This is a genomic window from Bacillus sp. FJAT-49711 (assembly GCF_018343715.1).
Taxonomy (GTDB): domain Bacteria; phylum Bacillota; class Bacilli; order Bacillales; family Bacillaceae_C; genus Lederbergia.
The window spans coordinates 1244260-1264152 of record NZ_JAGYPL010000001.1 but is presented as its reverse complement, the minus strand read 5'-3'; the positions used below and the strand labels follow the sequence as shown (position 1 = coordinate 1264152).

The 19893-nt window shown below is 36.9% G+C and carries 20 protein-coding genes; 14 read left to right on the top strand and 6 right to left on the bottom strand.

Annotated elements, in window-relative coordinates:
- Window positions 1-30: 30 nt before the first annotated feature.
- Window positions 31-867, top strand: coding sequence for a polysaccharide deacetylase family protein (locus KHA96_RS06115; protein WP_213128362.1), 837 nt, complete (start codon window positions 31-33; stop codon window positions 865-867).
- An 826-nt stretch (window positions 868-1693) separates the two neighbouring features.
- Here the strand turns inward: KHA96_RS06115 and KHA96_RS06110 are convergent.
- Window positions 1694-3166 carry an aminotransferase class I/II-fold pyridoxal phosphate-dependent enzyme gene (locus KHA96_RS06110; protein WP_213128361.1) on the bottom strand — a complete coding sequence of 491 codons (1473 nt, stop codon included), beginning with the start codon at window positions 3164-3166 and terminating at the stop codon, window positions 1694-1696.
- A 141-nt stretch (window positions 3167-3307) separates the two neighbouring features.
- On the opposite strand from KHA96_RS06110, the gene KHA96_RS06105 reads away from it, so the two are divergent.
- The 3 genes from KHA96_RS06105 (at window position 3308) to KHA96_RS06095 (ending at window position 4931) form a co-directional block, all read left to right on the top strand.
- Window positions 3308-3586 (top strand): UPF0223 family protein, encoded by a 279-nt coding sequence (locus tag KHA96_RS06105; RefSeq protein ID WP_213128360.1) that lies wholly within the window; start codon window positions 3308-3310, stop codon window positions 3584-3586.
- Window positions 3587-3795: 209 nt separating this feature from the next.
- Window positions 3796-3990: a hypothetical protein gene (locus tag KHA96_RS06100; protein WP_213128359.1), complete on the top strand. Its 195-nt coding sequence runs from the start codon at window positions 3796-3798 to the stop codon at window positions 3988-3990.
- A gap of 161 nt (window positions 3991-4151) precedes the next feature.
- The gene (locus KHA96_RS06095) at window positions 4152-4931 is read left to right on the top strand and encodes an inositol monophosphatase family protein (protein ID WP_213128358.1); all 780 of its coding nucleotides are present in this window, start codon (window positions 4152-4154) and stop codon (window positions 4929-4931) included.
- A gap of 24 nt (window positions 4932-4955) precedes the next feature.
- Here the strand turns inward: KHA96_RS06095 and KHA96_RS06090 are convergent, their stop codons facing one another.
- Window positions 4956-5141: a YlaF family protein gene (locus KHA96_RS06090; protein WP_213128357.1), complete on the bottom strand. Its 186-nt coding sequence runs from the start codon at window positions 5139-5141 to the stop codon at window positions 4956-4958.
- 117 nt (window positions 5142-5258) lie between these two features.
- Between KHA96_RS06090 and typA the strand changes: the two genes are divergently transcribed.
- Together typA and KHA96_RS06080 are read left to right on the top strand one after the other, a co-directional pair.
- On the top strand, window positions 5259-7097 hold the full coding sequence (typA, locus tag KHA96_RS06085; RefSeq protein ID WP_213128356.1) for a translational GTPase TypA: 1839 nt from the start codon (window positions 5259-5261) through the stop codon (window positions 7095-7097).
- Between the two features lie 91 nt (window positions 7098-7188).
- On the top strand, window positions 7189-7563 hold the full coding sequence (locus KHA96_RS06080; RefSeq protein ID WP_213128355.1) for a YlaH-like family protein: 375 nt from the start codon (window positions 7189-7191) through the stop codon (window positions 7561-7563).
- A 310-nt stretch (window positions 7564-7873) separates the two neighbouring features.
- Here KHA96_RS06080 and KHA96_RS06075 read toward each other — a convergent pair whose 3' ends face one another.
- On the bottom strand, window positions 7874-8074 hold the full coding sequence (locus KHA96_RS06075) for a YlaI family protein (protein WP_213128354.1): 201 nt from the start codon (window positions 8072-8074) through the stop codon (window positions 7874-7876).
- Window positions 8075-8139: 65 nt separating this feature from the next.
- Window positions 8140-8748: a YhcN/YlaJ family sporulation lipoprotein gene (locus tag KHA96_RS06070; protein ID WP_213128353.1), complete on the bottom strand. Its 609-nt coding sequence runs from the start codon at window positions 8746-8748 to the stop codon at window positions 8140-8142.
- 181 nt (window positions 8749-8929) lie between these two features.
- Between KHA96_RS06070 and KHA96_RS06065 the strand changes: the two genes are divergently transcribed.
- Window positions 8930-10258 (top strand): PhoH family protein, encoded by a 1329-nt coding sequence (locus KHA96_RS06065; protein ID WP_249315287.1) that lies wholly within the window; start codon window positions 8930-8932, stop codon window positions 10256-10258.
- A 43-nt stretch (window positions 10259-10301) separates the two neighbouring features.
- Here KHA96_RS06065 and KHA96_RS06060 read toward each other — a convergent pair whose 3' ends face one another.
- Window positions 10302-10796 (bottom strand): peptidyl-prolyl cis-trans isomerase, encoded by a 495-nt coding sequence (locus KHA96_RS06060; RefSeq protein WP_213128352.1) that lies wholly within the window; start codon window positions 10794-10796, stop codon window positions 10302-10304.
- 211 nt (window positions 10797-11007) lie between these two features.
- Between KHA96_RS06060 and KHA96_RS06055 the strand changes: the two genes are divergently transcribed.
- On the top strand, window positions 11008-11307 hold the full coding sequence (locus KHA96_RS06055; RefSeq protein WP_249315285.1) for an Fpa/YlaN family protein: 300 nt from the start codon (window positions 11008-11010) through the stop codon (window positions 11305-11307).
- A 113-nt stretch (window positions 11308-11420) separates the two neighbouring features.
- Window positions 11421-12644, top strand: a complete 1224-nt coding sequence (locus KHA96_RS06050; protein WP_213128350.1) for an FtsW/RodA/SpoVE family cell cycle protein — start codon at window positions 11421-11423, stop codon at window positions 12642-12644.
- 415 nt (window positions 12645-13059) lie between these two features.
- On the opposite strand, the gene KHA96_RS06045 is transcribed toward KHA96_RS06050, so the two are convergent.
- Window positions 13060-14028, bottom strand: coding sequence for a COX15/CtaA family protein (locus KHA96_RS06045; RefSeq protein ID WP_213128349.1), 969 nt, complete (start codon window positions 14026-14028; stop codon window positions 13060-13062).
- Between the two features lie 453 nt (window positions 14029-14481).
- Here KHA96_RS06045 and cyoE point away from each other — a divergent pair, with 453 nt between their 5' ends.
- The 5 genes from cyoE (at window position 14482) to ctaF (ending at window position 19433) form a co-directional block, all read left to right on the top strand.
- Entirely contained in the window at window positions 14482-15396 is a 915-nt protein-coding gene (cyoE, locus tag KHA96_RS06040) for a heme o synthase (RefSeq protein WP_213128348.1), read from the top strand.
- 90 nt (window positions 15397-15486) lie between these two features.
- On the top strand, window positions 15487-16572 hold the full coding sequence (coxB, locus tag KHA96_RS06035; protein ID WP_213128347.1) for a cytochrome c oxidase subunit II: 1086 nt from the start codon (window positions 15487-15489) through the stop codon (window positions 16570-16572).
- 27 nt (window positions 16573-16599) lie between these two features.
- The gene (locus tag KHA96_RS06030) at window positions 16600-18468 is read left to right on the top strand and encodes a cytochrome c oxidase subunit I (RefSeq protein WP_213128346.1); all 1869 of its coding nucleotides are present in this window, start codon (window positions 16600-16602) and stop codon (window positions 18466-18468) included.
- Window positions 18468-19094, top strand: coding sequence for a cytochrome (ubi)quinol oxidase subunit III (locus KHA96_RS06025; protein WP_213128345.1), 627 nt, complete (start codon window positions 18468-18470; stop codon window positions 19092-19094). The genes KHA96_RS06030 and KHA96_RS06025 overlap by 1 nt, the downstream gene beginning before the upstream one ends.
- 6 nt (window positions 19095-19100) lie before the next feature.
- Window positions 19101-19433, top strand: a complete 333-nt coding sequence (gene ctaF, locus KHA96_RS06020; RefSeq protein ID WP_213128344.1) for a cytochrome c oxidase subunit IVB — start codon at window positions 19101-19103, stop codon at window positions 19431-19433.
- The last annotated feature ends 460 nt before the right edge of the window (window positions 19434-19893 follow it).

Below are 19893 nucleotides of genomic sequence, written 5' to 3'. Positions count from 1 at the left end.
TATGAATCTTAGAATTTGAAAGGGGAACCAATGAGACTACTAATCATCATGTTCGCTGCTGTAATAATCTTATCTGCATGTGGCGGCCAGTCAACAAAGAAAGAAGAATCGAAGAGTAAAGAGCAAATAGTGGCAGAGGAGCCAAATTCAAATTCTGCAGAGAATGAAAACGAAAACGAAAACGAACAGATTCTTGAAGAGGAAAAGGTGGAGGAAACACAAGCCGAAGAGATTGTTCCTGAATATAAAATGAACGACGCTTTCGCACTTGAGCCGATTGATCATGCGAATCCAAAAGTAATTTTATTTACAATTGATGATGCTCCAGATAAATATGCGCTTGAGATGGCAAAAACGTTGAAAAAATTAAATGCGCCGGCTATTTTTTTCGTTAATGGCCATTTTATTAATAACGATGAAAAAGAGGAAATGCTGAAAGAAATATACGATCTCGGTTTCGTTATAGGCAACCATACGTTTTCTCATGCTGATTTGACTACTTTATCTCCAGAGGAACAAAAGGAAGAAATCCTTTCTGTTAATGATAAAGTTGAAGAAATAACGGGAGAGCGTCCTAAGTTCTTTCGTGCTCCATTTGGTGCAAATACGGATATAAGTAGACAAATTGCCGCTGAGGAAAATATGCTCGTTATGAACTGGTCCTACGGGTATGATTGGGAAAAGGATTATATGTCCAAAGATGCAATTGCAGATATTATGGTAAACACTAATCTATTGATGAACGGCGCAAATTTGCTTATGCATGATCGAGAATGGACAAATGCTGGTTTAGAACAAATTGTGAAAGGTTTAAGAGATAAGGGATTTGAAACTTTGGATCCAAATTTAATCGAAACCCCTCAATAAGAAAAGAAGAGAGGTCCTTTATTTGCAAGTCATTGCAAAAGTCCTTTTACGAAAGTATTTCCATGGGATACTGTTGATTTCCGCTCCAGGCGGACGCTTTCCGGGGGGAGTGCGGTGAGCTTCCTTGTCGCTCCGCTCCTGGGGGATTTTACCTGTCACGCTAATCTTCCGACGGACAGGACGTCCTAGTGTCCGCGTTGGCCACAGGACGTGGCCGTATTTAGCTGACCAGGAGTCGCCGCCTTCCACTACAATCAACGGGAACTGCTAAAAAAATATGATAATTCTTCTCGCATACAATCTATAATTAAATATTAAGCTGAAGTTTCTTGGTTGTTTTTGTATAACATACACATTGAGATATCAAGCCCTTTAGTTTATTACTAGGGAATTTTACTATCAACAAAGAAGTCCACTAAATTGGATATTGTACGCAATAAATTGTCTTTGGAACAACTAAATCGTAAATTGCCACATAGGAACAGAAAATCATTGACTGTCGATTATGAATCATATAGACACTTATTTGAAATTAATACTTATGCAGCAAAAAAGGTATAATCCCCCTAAATAATTAAGGAATTATACTTTTTTACATTTAGCCGTAGTAAAGGACTCCGTTGATTGGAGTGGAAGGCGGTGAAGACTCCTGTGGGAGTACAGGGCTAGGGTGACCCCACAGGCGCTAAGGCGCCGAGGAGGCTCCCCGGCACGCCCGCGGAAAGCGAAGCCGCCTGGAACGGAAATCAAAAGCTAAGTTTAACACATTACTAAATTTAAGAGATTTTCTGTTGCCACCCTTATTTGCCCTCTCTTTTTTAAGGATTTATTTGATTGCTTCGACTTCTTTAATCACTCTAATTGTGCGTAACGTTTCATCTTCAAGCCCTTGGACTGGCAGGCCGGCTTCTATGTTTTTTCTTATATACAAGAGATTATCTTCTGATATGATTTCTCCAGGGATGAAAATAGGGATGCCAGGTGGATAAACCATAATAAATTCTGCACTAATTCGTCCTGCGGATTCGTCTAATGTAATGATTTCGGTATCAGAATAAAACGCATCCCGAGGGCTCATGGCTAACAGAGGTATATCAGGCAAGATTACATGATGATGGTTTAATTGATCATCTGCTTTTCCAAATTGCTCAGATAATTTTTCCAATGCTTCAATAAGAATGGCTGCCTCTCGTTCAGAGTCTCCAGGTGTGATAATACATAAAATATTATATAAATCAGATAGCTCAACTTCTATTTGAAATTCATCCCGAAGCCATTTTTCGGCATCATATCCGTTTATTCCAAGGTCTTTTACAGAAATAATAAGTTTCGTTGGATCGTAATCAAAAGCAGCATCAGACTCTAGCATTTCTTTTCCAGGACATGCGAGATGAGGAATTTTATTAACTTTTCGGCGAATGGATTCAGCAATAGAAATGGCTCCTCCTATAAGGTCTCTACCCTCTGTGGCTAGTCTTTTTCTCGCTGTGTCAAGTGAAGCAAGTAATATATATGATGTTGATGTTGTTGTAAGCATGCTAATAATCGACTGTACTCGCTGAGGAGAAACAAGGCCTTCACGTACATTCAAAACTGAACTTTGTGTTAAGGAGCCTCCCAGCTTATGCACGCTTGTTGCTGCCATATCAGCACCTGCTTCCATAGCAGAAAGAGGCAATCCTTCATGGAAATGAATATGCACTCCATGTGCTTCATCAACAAGAACTGGTACGTGATATGAATGGGCGATGTCTACAATTTTCTTTAAGTCAGCAGTAATTCCAAAATAAGTTGGATTAATGACTAGCAAACCTTTTGCATCAGGATGAATATGCAATGCTTTTTCAACAGAATCAGTTGTAATTCCATGTGAAATACCTAGATTCGGATCAATTTCCGGATGAATAAAAATAGGGGTTGCACCAGAAAATACAATGGCTGACATGACAGACTTGTGTACGTTGCGAGGTACGATTATTTTATCCCCAGGTCCACAAACTGACATTACCATTGTCATAATTGCGCCGCTCGTCCCTTGAACTGAAAAAAAAGTATGGTCTGCTCCAAAGGCTTCAGCTGCTAATTTTTGTGCCTCTTTAATCATTCCTTTTGGATAATGTAAATCATCCAAAGGCGCAATATTAATTAAATCTATAGATAAGGCATTTTCTCCAATAAAATTTCTAAATTCGGGATCCATGCCTGCACCTTTTTTATGACCAGGAATATGAAACTGAACTGGATTCAATTTGGCATGCTGGATCAGCCCTGTAAATAATGGCGTTTCATATTGGGACAATGAAATCACATCCTTTTTAACGATAGAAAGTACTTAAAACAAAAACAAATTATATCACCAATATTTTGTTTTTAAAAGGGGTTTGTATACAACCCAATATGTAAACTAATAATATATATAAGATATAAAGGAGCGGTTATTATGGAATATCAATACCCTTTTTCACTAGATTGGAAAACAGATGAAATAGTTGATGTCGTTCATTTTTATCAAGCGATCGAAAAAGCGCATGAAACAGGAATTGAAAAAACAGAATTAATGAATAAGTATAGAAGATTTAAGGAAATCGTCACGAGTAAAGCAGAAGAAAAAAAGTTTGACAAAGAATTTGAGGAAGTGAGTGGATACTCTTCTTATAAAACGATAAAAAAAGCAAAAGAATCCGAAATAAATTCTTTGATTAAAATGAGAAACTCATAATATCCGCTAATTGAAAGGGCAATGAAGTTTATGAAAGAAGCTAAACGGGTACAAAAAAGCAAAGCAATCATTACACATTTATTCATGCTTTTAGAGGCGATAGGTGAACACACAATTTTGTTACCGGCTATATTGCGGCAACATACAATATAATAAGTAAACCCGAAAGTTGAATAAATCTACAACCATTTCGGAAGGGGTGTTTTTCCATGAAACAAGTAATGAATGCATACAGGAAAAAAAGTTTGGATAAACAAAAGCTTGCAGTACTGCGTTTAGAATTAAATTATGAATTAGCTGTTCTTTTCGACGCTTTACAAGAAAATAATGAAGAGATGAAAATGAAATCTAAGCGTAAACTGGAAAGAATTCGCACAGAATTAATAAAACTTGAAGCGTTGTGAGTTATAGAAAATGAAGATAGTAATATTTATGAAAAAATGAAACGGACTCCCAGAATTGAGTTAGTTGGGTAGTTCGTTTTTATTCGTATCCTACGAGAAGCTTGAAAATACATATTGTTTTCACTAAGCTAGTTGTTAGGAAATGTAATGGAGGAATTAATATGGTCAACGTCGATACAGCAGCTAAGGAATGGCTGAGGGAAGCAGGTAGAAACATTATTGATTCGTTTAAAACAGCTTTGCAAATTGATACTAAAGCTGATGCAAATGATTTAGTTACTAATATTGATAAAGAGATTGAACAATTTTTCACAAATCACATTCGAAAAAAATTTCCGACTCATAAAATATTGGGAGAGGAAGGCTTTGGTGACGAAGTTAAAAATATGGATGGAGTCATCTGGATCATTGACCCTATTGATGGAACAATGAATTTTGTGCATCAGCAAAGGAATTTTTTTATTTCAATTGGTATTTTTGAAAATGGAGTAGGAATGCTCGGTTATTTATATGATGTAGTGCATAATGAATTATATTATGCAAAATCAGGTGAAGGTGCTTATTGGGATGACATGAAACTCCCCATGCTTGAAAATGTGAAAGTAAGTGAAGCAGTAATAGGGTTTAGTGCTACTTGGTTAACGTCGGACAATCCAAAAAATTCACTTCTATCACTTGTGAAAGATGTTAGAGGTACAAGATCTTACGGTTCTGCAGCACTTGAGTTTGCCTATGTCGCAACTGGTCGTCTTGATGCTTATATAAGCATGAAGCTTTCTCCATGGGATTTTGCAGGAGGAAAAATAATTGTAGAAGAAGTCGGCGGCATTGTTACAAATTTAAATGGGGAACCAATAAATATATTGGAAAAAAGCCCAATATTAGTATCAAAACCGGGGCTACATGAATCACTTGTAAAAGAATATTTTCGGGTGAACTAAAGTTAAACTTTAGCTCACCTTTTCTTAAATTTCGCCATTGTCTCTCATTTTTTTCTTCGTTTTAAACCCATATCCCATGATTGCAACAAATAAAATAAAACAAACAATCATACCCGTATAGCTATTAGCGCCAATAGAAATCCCCATCCCTATGATCGAGAATACTCCTAAAGTGGCCAATAATAAAAGATTCCACTTAATTCCGCTCATTACATTCTGCCTCCTTAAAGGTCTATTGTACAAAAAAAATACCAAAACTTCTACAGCATGTGATATAATATTTCAGTTAATCATAATAACAAAGGCTATTTAAATGGAGGAAACACTTTGAAACTTAGAGAAGACATCCGTAATATTGCCATTATTGCTCACGTTGACCATGGAAAAACAACATTGGTTGACCAGCTATTAAGACAATCAGGAACATTTAGAACAAATGAACAAGTGGCAGAACGTGCTATGGATTCTAATGATATTGAAAGAGAACGCGGTATCACGATCTTAGCAAAAAATACTGCCATTCAATATAAAGATACTAAAATAAATATATTGGATACCCCTGGACATGCTGACTTCGGAGGAGAAGTAGAGCGGATTTTAAAAATGGTCGATGGAGTATTGTTGGTTGTTGACGCTTATGAGGGTTGTATGCCGCAAACGCGTTTTGTATTAAAAAAGGCACTTGAACAAAAATTGACACCGATTGTTGTAGTTAACAAAATTGACCGTGATTTTGCTCGTCCTGAGGAAGTAGTCGATGAAGTGCTAGAACTCTTTATAGAATTGGATGCTAATGATGAACAATTGGAATTCCCTGTCATATATGCATCAGGTATTAAAGGTACTGCAAGTAGAGAGATTGAACAAGAAGAAAGTATGGAAGCATTATACGAAACGATTATTGACTTTATTCCTGCTCCGGTAGATAACAAAGAAGAACCTTTACAATTCCAAGTTTCACTACTCGATTATAATGATTACGTAGGAAGAATTGGAATCGGAAGAATTTTTAGAGGGACAATGAAAGTCGGACAGCAAGTTGCGATCCTGAAACAGGATGGAACAACAAAACAATTTCGTGTAACGAAAATGTTTGGCTTTTTTGGCTTAAAAAGGGTTGAGATTAACGAAGCGTTTGCTGGAGATTTAATTGCTGTTTCTGGAATGGAAAATATTGATGTAGGAGATACGATTTGTCCGATTGAACATCAAGAAGCGCTTCCATTATTAAGAATTGATGAACCAACTTTACAGATGACCTTCCTAGTGAATAACAGTCCTTTTGCTGGAAGAGAGGGCAAATATTTGACCTCTAGAAAAGTAGAGGAACGTCTTCGCAGCCAACTTGAGACAGATGTCAGTCTTCGAGTAGATAATACGGATTCTCCTGATGCTTGGATTGTTTCCGGCAGGGGAGAGCTTCATCTTTCAATCCTTATTGAAAACATGAGGCGGGAAGGCTTTGAATTACAAGTATCCAAACCACAAGTAATTGTTAAAGAAATAGATGGTGTGAAATGTGAACCAATCGAAAGGGTTCAAATAGATATACCTGAAGAACATACAGGAAGTATTATTGAATCACTTGGAACACGTAAGGGCGAAATGCTAGATATGATTAATAATGGCAACGGCCAAGTACGTCTAGTTTTTCACGTGCCTGCACGAGGTTTAATTGGATATACTACAGAATTTATGACACTAACGAGAGGGTATGGAATATTAAATCATACCTTTGATAGCTATCAGCCAATGCAACAAGGAAAAGTTGGGGGCAGGAGACAAGGGGTTCTTGTTTCAATGGAAACTGGAAAATCGACTACTTATGGTATCCTACAAGTGGAAGATCGTGGGACGATTTTTGTAGAACCTGGAACAGAAATATACGAAGGCATGATCGTTGGAGAGCATACGAGAGAAAATGATATTACTGTAAATATAACGAAAACAAAGCATGCAACAAATGTAAGGTCCGCAACAAAGGATCAAACAGCGGTTATCAAAAAACCTCGTATCATGTCTCTCGAGGAAGCTCTTGAATATTTAAATGATGATGAATACTGTGAGGTAACTCCTGAATCCATTCGATTACGTAAACAAATATTAGATAAGAGTGAACGTGAACGGGTTGCCAAAAAGAAAAAGTTTGCAGAAATGGAACAATAGATGAAACAAGTAGTAAATATATGCTATGCTATACTCGACCTAGTTAAACGGGTCGAGTTTTTCATATGGTTGAGAGAGAGGAAAAGATTAAATGAACATATTTAATAATTTAGATTTTGTAGTCGCGCTTACTCGTTCAGATCTTTGGGCGATTGATCATTTTTCTCCTACATTGCGATTTTTTTATGAACTTACAAATAATGCTCAGACAGCAAATTGGTTGCTGTGGTTGACGATTACTGGACTCGCCATCCTAGTATATAAGCTTGGTTTTGCCAAGAAATTGCCAATATTGAAATCGGCTCTAATTTATCTATTTTTAATTGTTGGATGTTTGTTTTTTACATTTTTAGCGATATTTTTGCCAATTACAGAAGGACTTATGGTCGCGGCGCTTATTTTAATTATTTACAAAGTTAGATTAAATCGCGAGAGAAAATCAGGAGCGTTAAATAAAAGCAACTAATTGAAAGGCACTGAAAAGACCTCTTTTACACTCAGTTGTTGATTTTCGCTCCAGGCGTTTCGCTTTCCGCAGGCATTGAAAAGCGGAGAGCGCGACGAGACTACTGGTAGGCTAAAGACGGCCACGTACTGTGACCAACGTCGACACTAAGTCGTCCATTCAGTTGAGGGATTACTGTAACACCCGCAGCCGTAACCGCACCCATTTGGAAACCGTCCACCTGTAGCGCAAATCAACTTGGAGAATGGCTTTTACGGGACCTATTAAAAAACCCGATGTTTCTTAACGATCAGAAACATCGGGTTTTCATTTAGAAATCATCATCCTGTGTATTATAGCTGTATAGCTGAAAAGAACCACTTGCAAGTCTGGCTTCTGTTTTGGCCTTTATTCTGTCATGGCAGCTTGGACACATATACGTGTGAATTGGTCTATTGCGTAACTTTTTCGCCAATGAAGAATCATCTTCCAATTGTGATAGTTGATCACATAGGACACATTGTACTCTCAATGTAAAACACCTCTGAAGAATACTACAATTAATTCTTCTTAGTATATCATGTTATGAATTGTAAATTAACTATTTTTTTCATTGGATTGTTTTTTCTGCTCATTTTCTAATTCTCTGTCGTTTTGATTATTCATTTGATTTTTCGGTTTTTTTACTGCTTTTTCAGGATTTTTGCCCATTTCTGGAGTCGGTGCATCAGGTACTATTCGACCAACAATATCTGATAATTCATTCATAATACCTTGAACTGGTTTACCTGCCCTCATATCACTTCGTATTTCTTTTAGCCTTGCATTCAAATCGGGATCTGCCACCACAACGGCTCCTGCCCCATGAGGATCATGTTTAAGACTTTCGGCAACTGAATATTTAATAGTTCCCACCTTGGCTCTATCTACATTAGCATCCACATCAATCCCGACTACAGCGATATTACCAAGTACTACAGCAGTTGCTCCATGTACATTTGGAATTCCAGCAGCAAGATTGGCTAGGTAATTTGCTCGCTCCTCATCAGTGAAGTTATTGTTTTTATTAATGTCAATATGGCTATTTTTAACAGAAACCCCTTGCGGCATAACATCAGAATTATTATTATAGTTTGATTTTCCATTATTGTTGCTGCATGCAGAAATAAGCAACATGAGAAATACAATAAAAATCGCTTTGCGCATCAATATCCCTCCAAAATAACTTACATCTAGACTTCTTGACTTATTTTGCTTTTATCTTCTATCTTTATTCAAGCTTTCATATATTTCATAAAATAGATTAATCTCTTGTAACATTGTTTCTCCTGACACCGGGCAAAGAAAATGAACATAAGATATTAAAAAGGAGCAGGAGGCATCAATTTTGACAAAAATTTACGTGTTAGATACGAATGTCTTGCTTCAGGATCCGCATTCAATCTTTTCTTTCGAGGAAAATGACGTCGTGATTCCTGCTGTTGTTCTTGAAGAAGTAGATTCAAAAAAACGATATATGAATGAAATCGGCAGAAATGCAAGGCATATTGCGAAATTGATCGACAGCTTTAGAGAAAAGGGCAAGCTCCATGAACAAATACAACTTGAGAACGGGGGGACTCTGAGGATCGAATTAAATCATCGTTCCTTCCAGCAGCTCCAAGAAATATTTATTGAAAAAACGAATGATAATCGTATATTAGCAGTAGCTAAAAATATAGCACTTGAGGAAGAAACAAAGGTTGATGGCAAAAAAGTGATTCTTGTTAGCAAAGATGCGCTTTTAAGAGTTAAAGCAGATGCGTTAGGGCTGTATGCCGAAGATTTCCTGAATGATCGTGTGGTTGAGCTCGATCATATTTATACGGGTCTCACGGAACATTATGTAGGACTGGATAAAATAGGCATCTTTTATGAAAAAGGAGAATTATTATTACAGGAACTTCGTGATAAGAAGTTTTATCCTAATCAATTTTTAATTATTAGGGATGAACTTGGAAGTTCGGCTTCCGGAATCGGAATTATTGATGCCTCCGGAACAGTTCTAAAAAAACTGTTAAATCAAAGTGATCCGACTTGGGGAATAAAACCGAGGAATGCTCAGCAGACGATGGCACTTGAATTACTTATAAGAACTGATATTCAACTCGTAACATTGACAGGGAAAGCAGGTACTGGAAAAACTTTACTGGCACTTGCTGCAGGATTAATGCAAACTGAGGATTTGCGTATATATAAAAAATTGCTTGTAGCTCGTCCGATCGTACCAGTTGGAAAAGATATCGGTTATTTACCAGGAGAGAAAAAAGAAAAACTTAGACCTTGGATGCAACCTATTTACGATAATCTTGAATTTTTATTTAATACAAAGAAGCCAGGTGAAATCGATGCGATTTTGGCTGGGATGAGTTCAATCGAGGTTGAAGCACTCACGTATATTAGGGGACGCAGTATTCCTGAACAGTTTATAATAATCGATGAAGCACAAAACTTAACGAAACATGAGGCGAAAACAATTTTAACTAGAGTAGGAGAAGGCAGTAAGATTGTATTCATGGGAGACCCTGAACAAATTGATCATCCATATTTAGATGAATATAATAATGGCCTAACATATGTTTTAGAGAGCTTTAAAGAAGAGTCTGCGGCTGGACATGTAAAACTAGTAAAAGGAGAGAGGTCAAGTCTCGCACAGCTGGCAGCGGATCTATTATAAATAAACAGATCCATCACTGTTGAAGCAGTGATGGACCACTTTTTTATTCTACCCGAAAGGCTTTTACATTTTTTATCGGGTTATTTTGATTTGACCCGTCGGGATATAAAATATGTACAGGTCCATCTTCCCGTAATGGCTTACCTTCCTTCGAATATTGAAGGATAAGGCTATAACCTTCCTCAAGAGGGATTGAAATATCTCCTGTATTTGTTTCGATTACGAGAGAACTTGCTTCCTCTAATGGTTCAGCGTTTTTTAAAAAAGGATCAAACATGATTCCGAACGTTCCGGTTAAAACCTTTACTTTTTCAAATTGTCGTTCCGATTTCAACGTGGGGGGAGAAACTGCTCCCTCTTTGATTACACGATCCCAGTGCTTTGAAACAACAGTAAATTCTTCCTCATCAACTTCTTCATGTTTTTCTTGAACGAAATATGTATTTAAGTCAATGCGACGATCGTCAAATATCCAAACGCCTGCATCAAGAGTTATTGGAAACTTTACCTTTCCTTTAATTGACATTATGCTGTCCATTATGAAAACCCCTTTCTGATATTTGTAAGTATAACTTGAAACATTTGAAAATAAAAGTAATACTCTCTTTGTCGGAGATACAAAACTACTCGTTCTACTTGCATTTTGGACATATTAGATGTAGAATTTACAGATAGTATTGTCTATTTGATTAAAGTAAAGCGACGAATAGATAAGTAGCCTTGAATATTTTCGTACACGCGCTGTTCTAATGATAAGGGGGATTAATGTGGTGTCTGATATTCAAATTGATCATAGGGAAAAAGCCTATGCACTGCTTAAGGCGGACGCTGATAAGATTTTGCGTCTCATACAGGTGCAAATGGACAATTTAACAATGCCGCAATGCCCTTTATACGAGGAAGTGCTGGACACACAAATGTTTGGTTTATCTCGTGAAATAGATTTTGCTGTACGTCTTGGTTTGGTGGATCAAAAGGATGGAAAAGAATTAATGGGGTCATTAGAAAGACAACTTTCCACCCTTCATGAAGCATCCTTGAAAAAATAAGGGTAATATACAGCAACTGAAACGTATCTAAAACTCAAACAGTTTACTTCAATTGTTTGGGTTTGTTTTATAATACTGATGTTTTATCTTTAATCAAAGATTGGACGAGTCTTATGTTTAAAAAAATCATAAAATCCTATGACTATTCCATTATTGCCGTATACATATTACTTTGTTTATTTGGACTTGTGATGGTTTATAGCTCAAGTATGGTGAGAGCCGTACAATGGTATGAATATCCGGCCGATTTTTTTTATCAAAAACAAAAAATAAATTTACTTATCGGCTTTATTGTTTTTTTGTTCTTTGCCGTTTTTCCATACAAAGCATACCGAAATAAAACATTTCTTATGGTGATGACCGGGTTGGCAGTGCTGGGACTATTTGCCGTAGCGGTGATTGGACATACTACGAATAATGCACAAAGCTGGATTAATGTAGGTGCTCGCAAAATCCAACCATCCGAATTTGTTAAAATAAGTGTAATCATTTACCTTTCAGCTGTGTATGCAAACAAACAACGTTATATAGATCATTTCAATAAAGGTGTCTTTCCACCTATTTTTTTCCTTTTGTTTGTCTGTTTTTTAATAAAAATTGAGCCGGACAATGGAACAGCCTTCATTACTCTTTTAATAGGTGTATCCATCATTCTTTGCTCCGGGATGAGTTTTCGTTCTATATCAAAGCTTATATTGATATGTATAACGATAGGCCTAGTATTTTCGCCTTTTATTGTAATGAAATTTGATGATATTTTTACAGCGGGAAATAAGGGGCGTATTGTTGGATACTTAGATCCTTTCGGAACGTATCAAGATGAAGGGAACCAACTCGTTAATTCTTATTTGGCCATCGGTTCCGGGGGTATAAAAGGGCTCGGTTTAGGTCAAAGTGTTCAAAAACTAGGGTATTTGCCAGAGCCGCATACTGATTTTATTATGGCGATCATAGCTGAAGAACTTGGTGTGTTTGGTGTCGGTTTTGTATTGTTGGGAATTGGATATCTAGTATTAAGAGGAATATTTATTGGTATTCGAAGTCGGGATCCGTTTGGCAGTATGCTTGCGATTGGAATTGCTTCAATGATAGGGATTCAATCATTTATTAATCTTGGTGGGGTTTCGGGTCTAATCCCAATTACAGGTGTAACACTTCCTTTTATTAGTTACGGAGGCTCCTCAATACTTGTATTATCGATTGCAATGGGCATTCTAACGAATGTTGCAATGTTCAAAAACTACGAAGAAAAGTTTGGGAAGAGTAAAAATAACCCGGATCAAATTTCTCAACCTGTTCATCCGGCATTTCAACAAAAATACAATTTTAGGAATTAGCATATAAAAACTTGCATCACTCTTTTGTAATGCAAGTCTCAGACTGTAGACAAACTCGATTTCAGTGAGTTTGTCTACAGTCTTTTTGATTAAATATAGTAATGATATAAAGTCGAGGAAGAATTGATTACTATTTCTTACTATGAGAAGTGTTTCTATACGGAAAAGGAGGCTCGTCTAACGTGTGGCAAAGTGCAGGCACCTAGAGTGGAACATACTGCCATTACTCTTTCAAAAATCATAAAAGACACCGAGAGAAGTACTCACGATGCCTTTTGCCGACAATCTGAATTGCTTAGCACTTTTTGTTTTACTGAAAAAGCAAGTTCGACTAGCAAACTACTTGTCCTTTTTCCAATCTCGCCGAGTTTCTTTAGCCAGGTGGTAGGACGATGAGCTAACTTTGCTGCATATCCTAATGTATAATCGCTTCTGATGATTGTACTGCGGAATTGGATGTATTTTCAATTGTATCTTCAGCTGTATTAAGATTATTTCGTGTAAGCAGCATAAGGAAATAGCTTAATAACCCAAATAAAAAAGATATAAATAATGCATGTGCAAGTGCAAAATATATATTTAAACTTGTCATTACGACAATCGCACCTGCTGCAACTTGAAGTGTAACAGTCACAAATGCTATTATCCAACCCCAGTATATAACTTTTTGATGTTTATAATGTTTTATAGACAACATCATTAGATAACCAATCCAAATAAAAATAATTCCCGCAGCTAGCCGATGGCCCATTTGTATCCACTCATACATATTATTAGGAAGAGAAAAGCTTCCATTTATACACATTGGCCAATCCCTGCATACTAGACTTGCTTCTGTATGTCTTACTAGTGCCCCAGTATATACGACAGCATAGCTATATATAGTAAGGCCAATTATATGTTTTTTCATTCTCTTATCTATGACAAGGCTCTTTGTATCGAATCTTTGATCAACTTCAAAAATAAGCAGTGTCAATAAAAAAACTGCTGCAAATGATATGAGAGATATTCCAAAATGTAGCGCCAATACAAATTTTGATTGTGGCCATAAAACAGCTGCTGCTCCAATTAAAGCTTGGAGCATTAAAAATGTAATGGAAAGAATAGCAAGAGTTTTAGTTTCTTTTTTATGTCCAATGACCCTCCATGACCAAATCGCTAGAGTCAGAACAAGAATTGCTGCGCTTCCTGATACGAGGCGATGAGCCAATTCAATAATTAATTCAGATGATATATCTTTTGGGAACCATTCTCCGTTACATAGAGGCCATGACCTGCCGCATCCCATTCCTGAATCCGTTTTGGTCACTAATGCACCACCTAGTAAGACGGCTAACATGACTAAAGTGGTGATGACTGAAAACCATTTTAATTTACGGTGCAATTTTTCACCTTCTTACTTTAATGTAATCATTTATAAATAGTAATTCCAATAACGATACTACATAAACATAAATGAAAAAACAACTGACAATATTGTTACAATCGATTTTAGCTATCTTGATTAGTTGATTAATAAGAAATTATTTGCTAAAAATGGATACATATACACTACTTGTCAATATATTGTCATTGTTTGGACATACTCTAATCACGAGGAACATACCAAATCCTTGTAAATTGTGATTTAATATTAAATTGGAACGTGATATTTATCATTGTATCAGTACATTATTTTTGCCAATATATGCTACAATATAAAGGTTAGTCATAAGACTTCATACATAATGCTAATAGTGAACAAATACTGAAATTTCTGCGAAAAGTGAGAAAAGCAATGATAAATGCATTATAGTTATGTATGAACTTATATTTTTAAATGAAAGGAGGAATAAGAATGGGAAACAGTCGTATTCTGACAACTATGGATGATACATCGAGCCCTCCAAAAATTGGCTTGAAAGATTTTACTGCACTTATTAAAATTGGAATTGTCAATTCTAATTTAATTACTACATTTACTGGTTTGTGGCTGGCCTTTTTATTTACTGGGAATCATTTTCTTCAGTCAATAGATATAGTCATATATACTTTACTGGGCTCAACTCTCATTATTGCAGGCTCTTGTGCAATGAATAATTACATAGATCGAGATATCGATCCAATCATGAAGCGTACTCAAAATCGCCCAACAGTAACCGGTAAAATTAGTGGATCAAAAGTATTGGCACTAAGCTTTACGTTTGTAGGCTCGGGGTTACTACTACTATTTATGACGAATATCACAACAGGTATCATTGGCATCATTGGCGTTTTTAGCTATGTTGTATTATATAGCCTTTGGTCTAAAAGACTATATGTAAGCAATACTGTCATAGGTAGTATATCCGGCGCAGTTCCTCCTTTAATAGGTTGGGCAGCGGTTGATCCTTCTTTACCACCAATGGCATGGATGCTTTTTCTGCTTATGTTTGTTTGGCAACCCCCTCATTTTTACGCATTGGCAATGAGAAGGGTAGATGAATATAGAGCTGCCTCTATTCCAATGCTGCCAGTAGTAAAAGGTTTTGATACAACAAAGAGACATATCCTTATTTGGGTGGCAATGCTTTTGCCTATTCCTTTTTTCATGTCTTCGTTAGGTATACCTTTTATTATCCTTGCTACAATTTTGAATATAGGCTGGCTTGTGATAGGGATTAACGGGTATAAAAATAGGGATGATAAAAAATGGGCTACTCGTATGTTTGTATATTCGATAAACTATTTGACGATTCTGTTTACAGCTATGGTAATATTGTCCGTTTTTTAAGGGAATTCTTTCTTAATTAGAAATCCAAATACTGAAGACTTGGTCGTGTGACCATGAAGACATTTTATGAAAGAGGGGTTTAAATTAACTATGAAACAATGGTTGCAAAAAGGGCGTCTATTGTCAGTTTTTGCGATATTGGCGCTTGTTCTTTCTGGTTGCGGAAAGCCGTACTTGTCTGCTCTGACACCAGCTGGTGAAGTTGCGAAAGAACAATATGATCTCATCATGTTCAGCTTAGGCATTATGACATTAGTTATTATTGTAGTGTGTGTGATTTTTGTCTACGTACTCGTTCGCTTTCGCCGTACAAAAGAAAATGAACATAAAATTCCTAAACAAGTTGAAGGAAGCCACGTATTAGAAATCGTATGGACGGTTATTCCTATCATTTTGCTAATCGTTCTTGCTGTTCCGACTGTCGCTATTACCTTTAAACAAGGGGATGTTTCCGCGATTGATAGGAAGGATGCAGATGGCAACCCAGAAGTATTAGTTGTGGATGTTCGTGCACATCTATACTGGTGGGAATTTGAATATCCTGATTTAGGAATTGTGACGAGCCAGGATCTAGTAATACCTACAGATGAAAAAGTTTATTTTAGATTAACATCCGCTGATATTAAACACTCATTCTGGATTCCTCCTTTAGGTGGAAAGCTTGACACGAATCCTGATAACATTAATAAATTTTATCTTTCTGTAGATCAAGATAAAGCTACTGAGGTCGGTGAGATATTTTATGGTAAATGTGCCGAGCTTTGCGGACCATCCCATGCTTACATGGATTTCAAAGTAAAGGCTGTGCCAAAAGGTGAATTTGACCAATGGGTTGCTGATATGAAAGGTGCTAAAGCACCTGCTCCAACAACTGATTTAGCTAGAAAAGGTGAAGAGGTATTTAACAACAGCTGTCTCTCTTGCCACGCAATTGATCCAAGTAATGAAGCTCCAGCAGCAGGGAGAATTGCGCCAAATCTTGCAAACTTCGGAGAAAGAGAAAGAATTGCTGGTATTTTAGATCATAATGAAGAAGAACTGAAAAGATGGATTAGAGAATCCGATACGATTAAACCAGGAAATAAAATGCCTGTCTTTAATGAAGGGCAAATTAGTAACGATGATTTGGATGCTCTCGCAGCATATTTAATGGAGCTAAAGGTACAAAATAAATAATTGCTCCAAAACGAAGGAGGTTTAAATGTGAGTAGTATTGCTCAAAAAAGAGGCTTCGGTGCCACAGTATGGGATTTTATGACGACTGTGGACCATAAGAAGATTGCGATATTATATATTGCAGCAGGTGGATTTTTCTTCTTGCTAGGTGGAATCGAAGCGATGATTATTCGTATTCAACTAGCAGTTCCGGATAGTGGTTTTGTTAGTGCTGGACTCTTTAACGAAATGCTTACTATGCATGGTGTAACAATGATTTTCCTTGCTGCCATGCCGATATTAATAGGTTTTATGAACTTGATCATGCCGCTTCAGATAGGTGCACGTGACGTTGCTTTCCCATTTCTGAACTCATTAGGTTTTTGGTTATTCTTCTTTGGAGGATTACTTTTAAACGTTTCATGGTTCTTAGGTGGAGCGCCTGATGCAGGCTGGACATCCTATGCATCCTTGTCACTTGAATCAAAAACCCACGGGATTGACTTCTATGCACTAGGAATACAAATATCTGGATTTGGTACGTTAATGGGTGGTATTAACTTCCTTGTAACCATTATTAATATGCGTGCTCCAGGTATGACTTATATGCGTATGCCAATGTTCTCATGGACAACTTTTGTTGCATCTGCATTAATTCTTTTTGCTTTCCCTCCACTTACTGTTGGTTTATTCCTTCTCACATTCGATAGAATGTTTGGAGCAAACTTCTTTAATGTGGCAGCAGGTGGGAACACAATTATTTGGGAACATTTTTTCTGGATTTTTGGTCACCCTGAAGTTTATATTTTGGTATTGCCTGCTTTTGGTATTTTCTCTGAAATTTTCTCTACTTTTTCAAGAAAACGATTATTCGGATATTCTTCAATGGTGTTCGCTACTGTATTGATCGGTTTCCTTGGATTTATGGTTTGGGCTCACCATATGCTAACAGTTGGTATGGGAAATATTGCAAATGCCATTTTTGCTGTAGCATCGTTTGCGATTGGAGTACCAACGGGTATTAAAATTTTTAACTGGTTATTTACGATGTGGGGTGGAAGTCTTAAATTTACAACCCCAATGCTTTACGCTGCTGCATTTATCCCATCATTCGTAATGGGTGGAGTTACAGGTATCATGGTTGCTACGGCCCCGGCTGACTATCAATTCCATGACACATATTTTGTTGTAGCCCACTTTCACTATGTTATTGTTGGGGGAGTTGTTTTTGCGATATTGGCGGGTACTCATTTCTATTGGCCAAAAGCATTTGGCACAATGCTTAATGAGACGCTTGGAAAGATTACATGGGCACTTTTCGTCGTTGGATTCCATTTAACTTTCTTTATCCAGCATTTCTTGGGATTAATGGGAATGCCTCGTAGAATCGCAACATATCTCCCAGGACAAGGATTAGATATAGGGAACCTTGTTAGTTCCATTGGTGCCGGATTTATGGCATTAGGTGTTATTGTCCTTCTGTATAATATTGTTATTACCTCAGTAAAAAATGTAAAAGTCGGCAACGATCCTTGGGAAGATGGAAGAACACTCGAATGGGCACTTCCTTCACCACCGCCGTTTTATAACTTTAAACAATTACCATTTGTTCGTGGTGTAGACACATATTGGATTGAAAAGATGGAAGGCAAAAAAGAAATTACACCTGCTGAACCAGTGGGAGATATTCATATGCCGAATGGTTCTATTCTTCCAGTATTTATTTCATTAGGATTCTTTATCGCTTCATTTGGCTGTATTTATCGTGTCGAAAAGCCATGGGGACTTGCAGTCTTAATCATCGGGCTAGTAGTAGCGTTTGGTTCTATGCTACTTAGATCTTTAAAAGATGATCATGGATTCCATATTCCAAAGTCGGAATTAATGAATGATAAAGATAAGGGGGTTAGGGCATAATGCATGTTGAAGAACAATTCACACCAAAAACATGGCCTGAGGCACCCGAAAAAGCAACCTTAGAAGGTAAAAACAAATTTTTGGGTTTCTGGTTCTTCCTTGGAGGAGAGACTGTTTTATTCGCATCCTTCTTTGCCACTTATCTTGCACTTAAAGATAAAGTACCAAAGCAAGGGGATCTTGTTTCAACAGATTTATTCGAGCTGCCATTAGCTTTTATTATGACGATGGTTCTTTTAACAAGCTCAATCACTAGCGTTTATGCAATGTATCATATGAAAAACTACCACTTTAAAAAAATGCAGGCGTGGTTGTTAATTACAGTTTTACTAGGTTTAACTTTCCTTGGATTTGAGATATATGAATTTTATCATTATACTCATGGACTAGGGTTTGGCTACACTCATAGTGCATTTAGTTCGGCTTTTTATACGCTTGTTGGATTCCATGGTGGACACGTAGTTTTCGGACTTAGTTGGATCATCGCTCTAATGGTGCGAAATTCCAAAAGGGGATTAAGCCTTTATAATGCACCGAAGTTTTATGTCGCTAGTCTTTACTGGCACTTTATCGACGTTGTATGGGTATTTATTTTCACTGTCGTATATTTAATGGGGATGGTGTGATAAAAAATGGAAAACCAACAAATTAATTCTGGTAATGCCAGAGTAGATTATGAATATCGTCGGAGAAGAAATAGAGAGGAAATGCGTCACCAAGTCATTTCTTTTGCAATCTCTATATTCTTGACATTAGTAGCATTTGGCGCTGTTTTAGCTGACTTTGGCAAATGGTTCGTCGTTCCCGTTATATTATTGCTAGCGATAGTACAAGTAATTTTCCAACTGTATTATTTCATGCATATGAGCAATAAAGGTCACGAGGCACCACAGTTATTTATATACGGAGGCGTTATTATTGGTTTTGCCACAATACTAGCCTTCATGACAATTGTCTGGATTTAAAAAAGTATTAAAAGAGGCTGACCCAATAGATCGTTAAAAACGACTTTTAGGGTTCAGCCCTTTTCTTTTGAATGATTTATCGAGAGAATTCCTCGCCTTAATATGAGGGAACTGAAAAAGCTTTATTTTAAACTTTGTTGTTGATTTGCGCGCCTAGCCTTCGGTGCAGAACCTCCTCTGTGCAAGCTGCCTGTAGGATCTACCGAGTTCCGTGCTCCCGCAGGAGTAGCAGCGCCTTTTTGCTATAAAAATTTACATAAGCTCTTAACACCATTATACAAAAAAAGGTATAATCCCTCGTATTCGATGTCTCAATTTATGATATTTTTGAGAGACTCTCCCTATGTTTTCATTATAATACCAATATTGTTCATGAACTTGTCATTTGCCTTCGTTGAAGTATGTATGGTAAAAAAGTATAATAATAAGTAGGATTTAATCCAATTAATGAGGTGAAGGA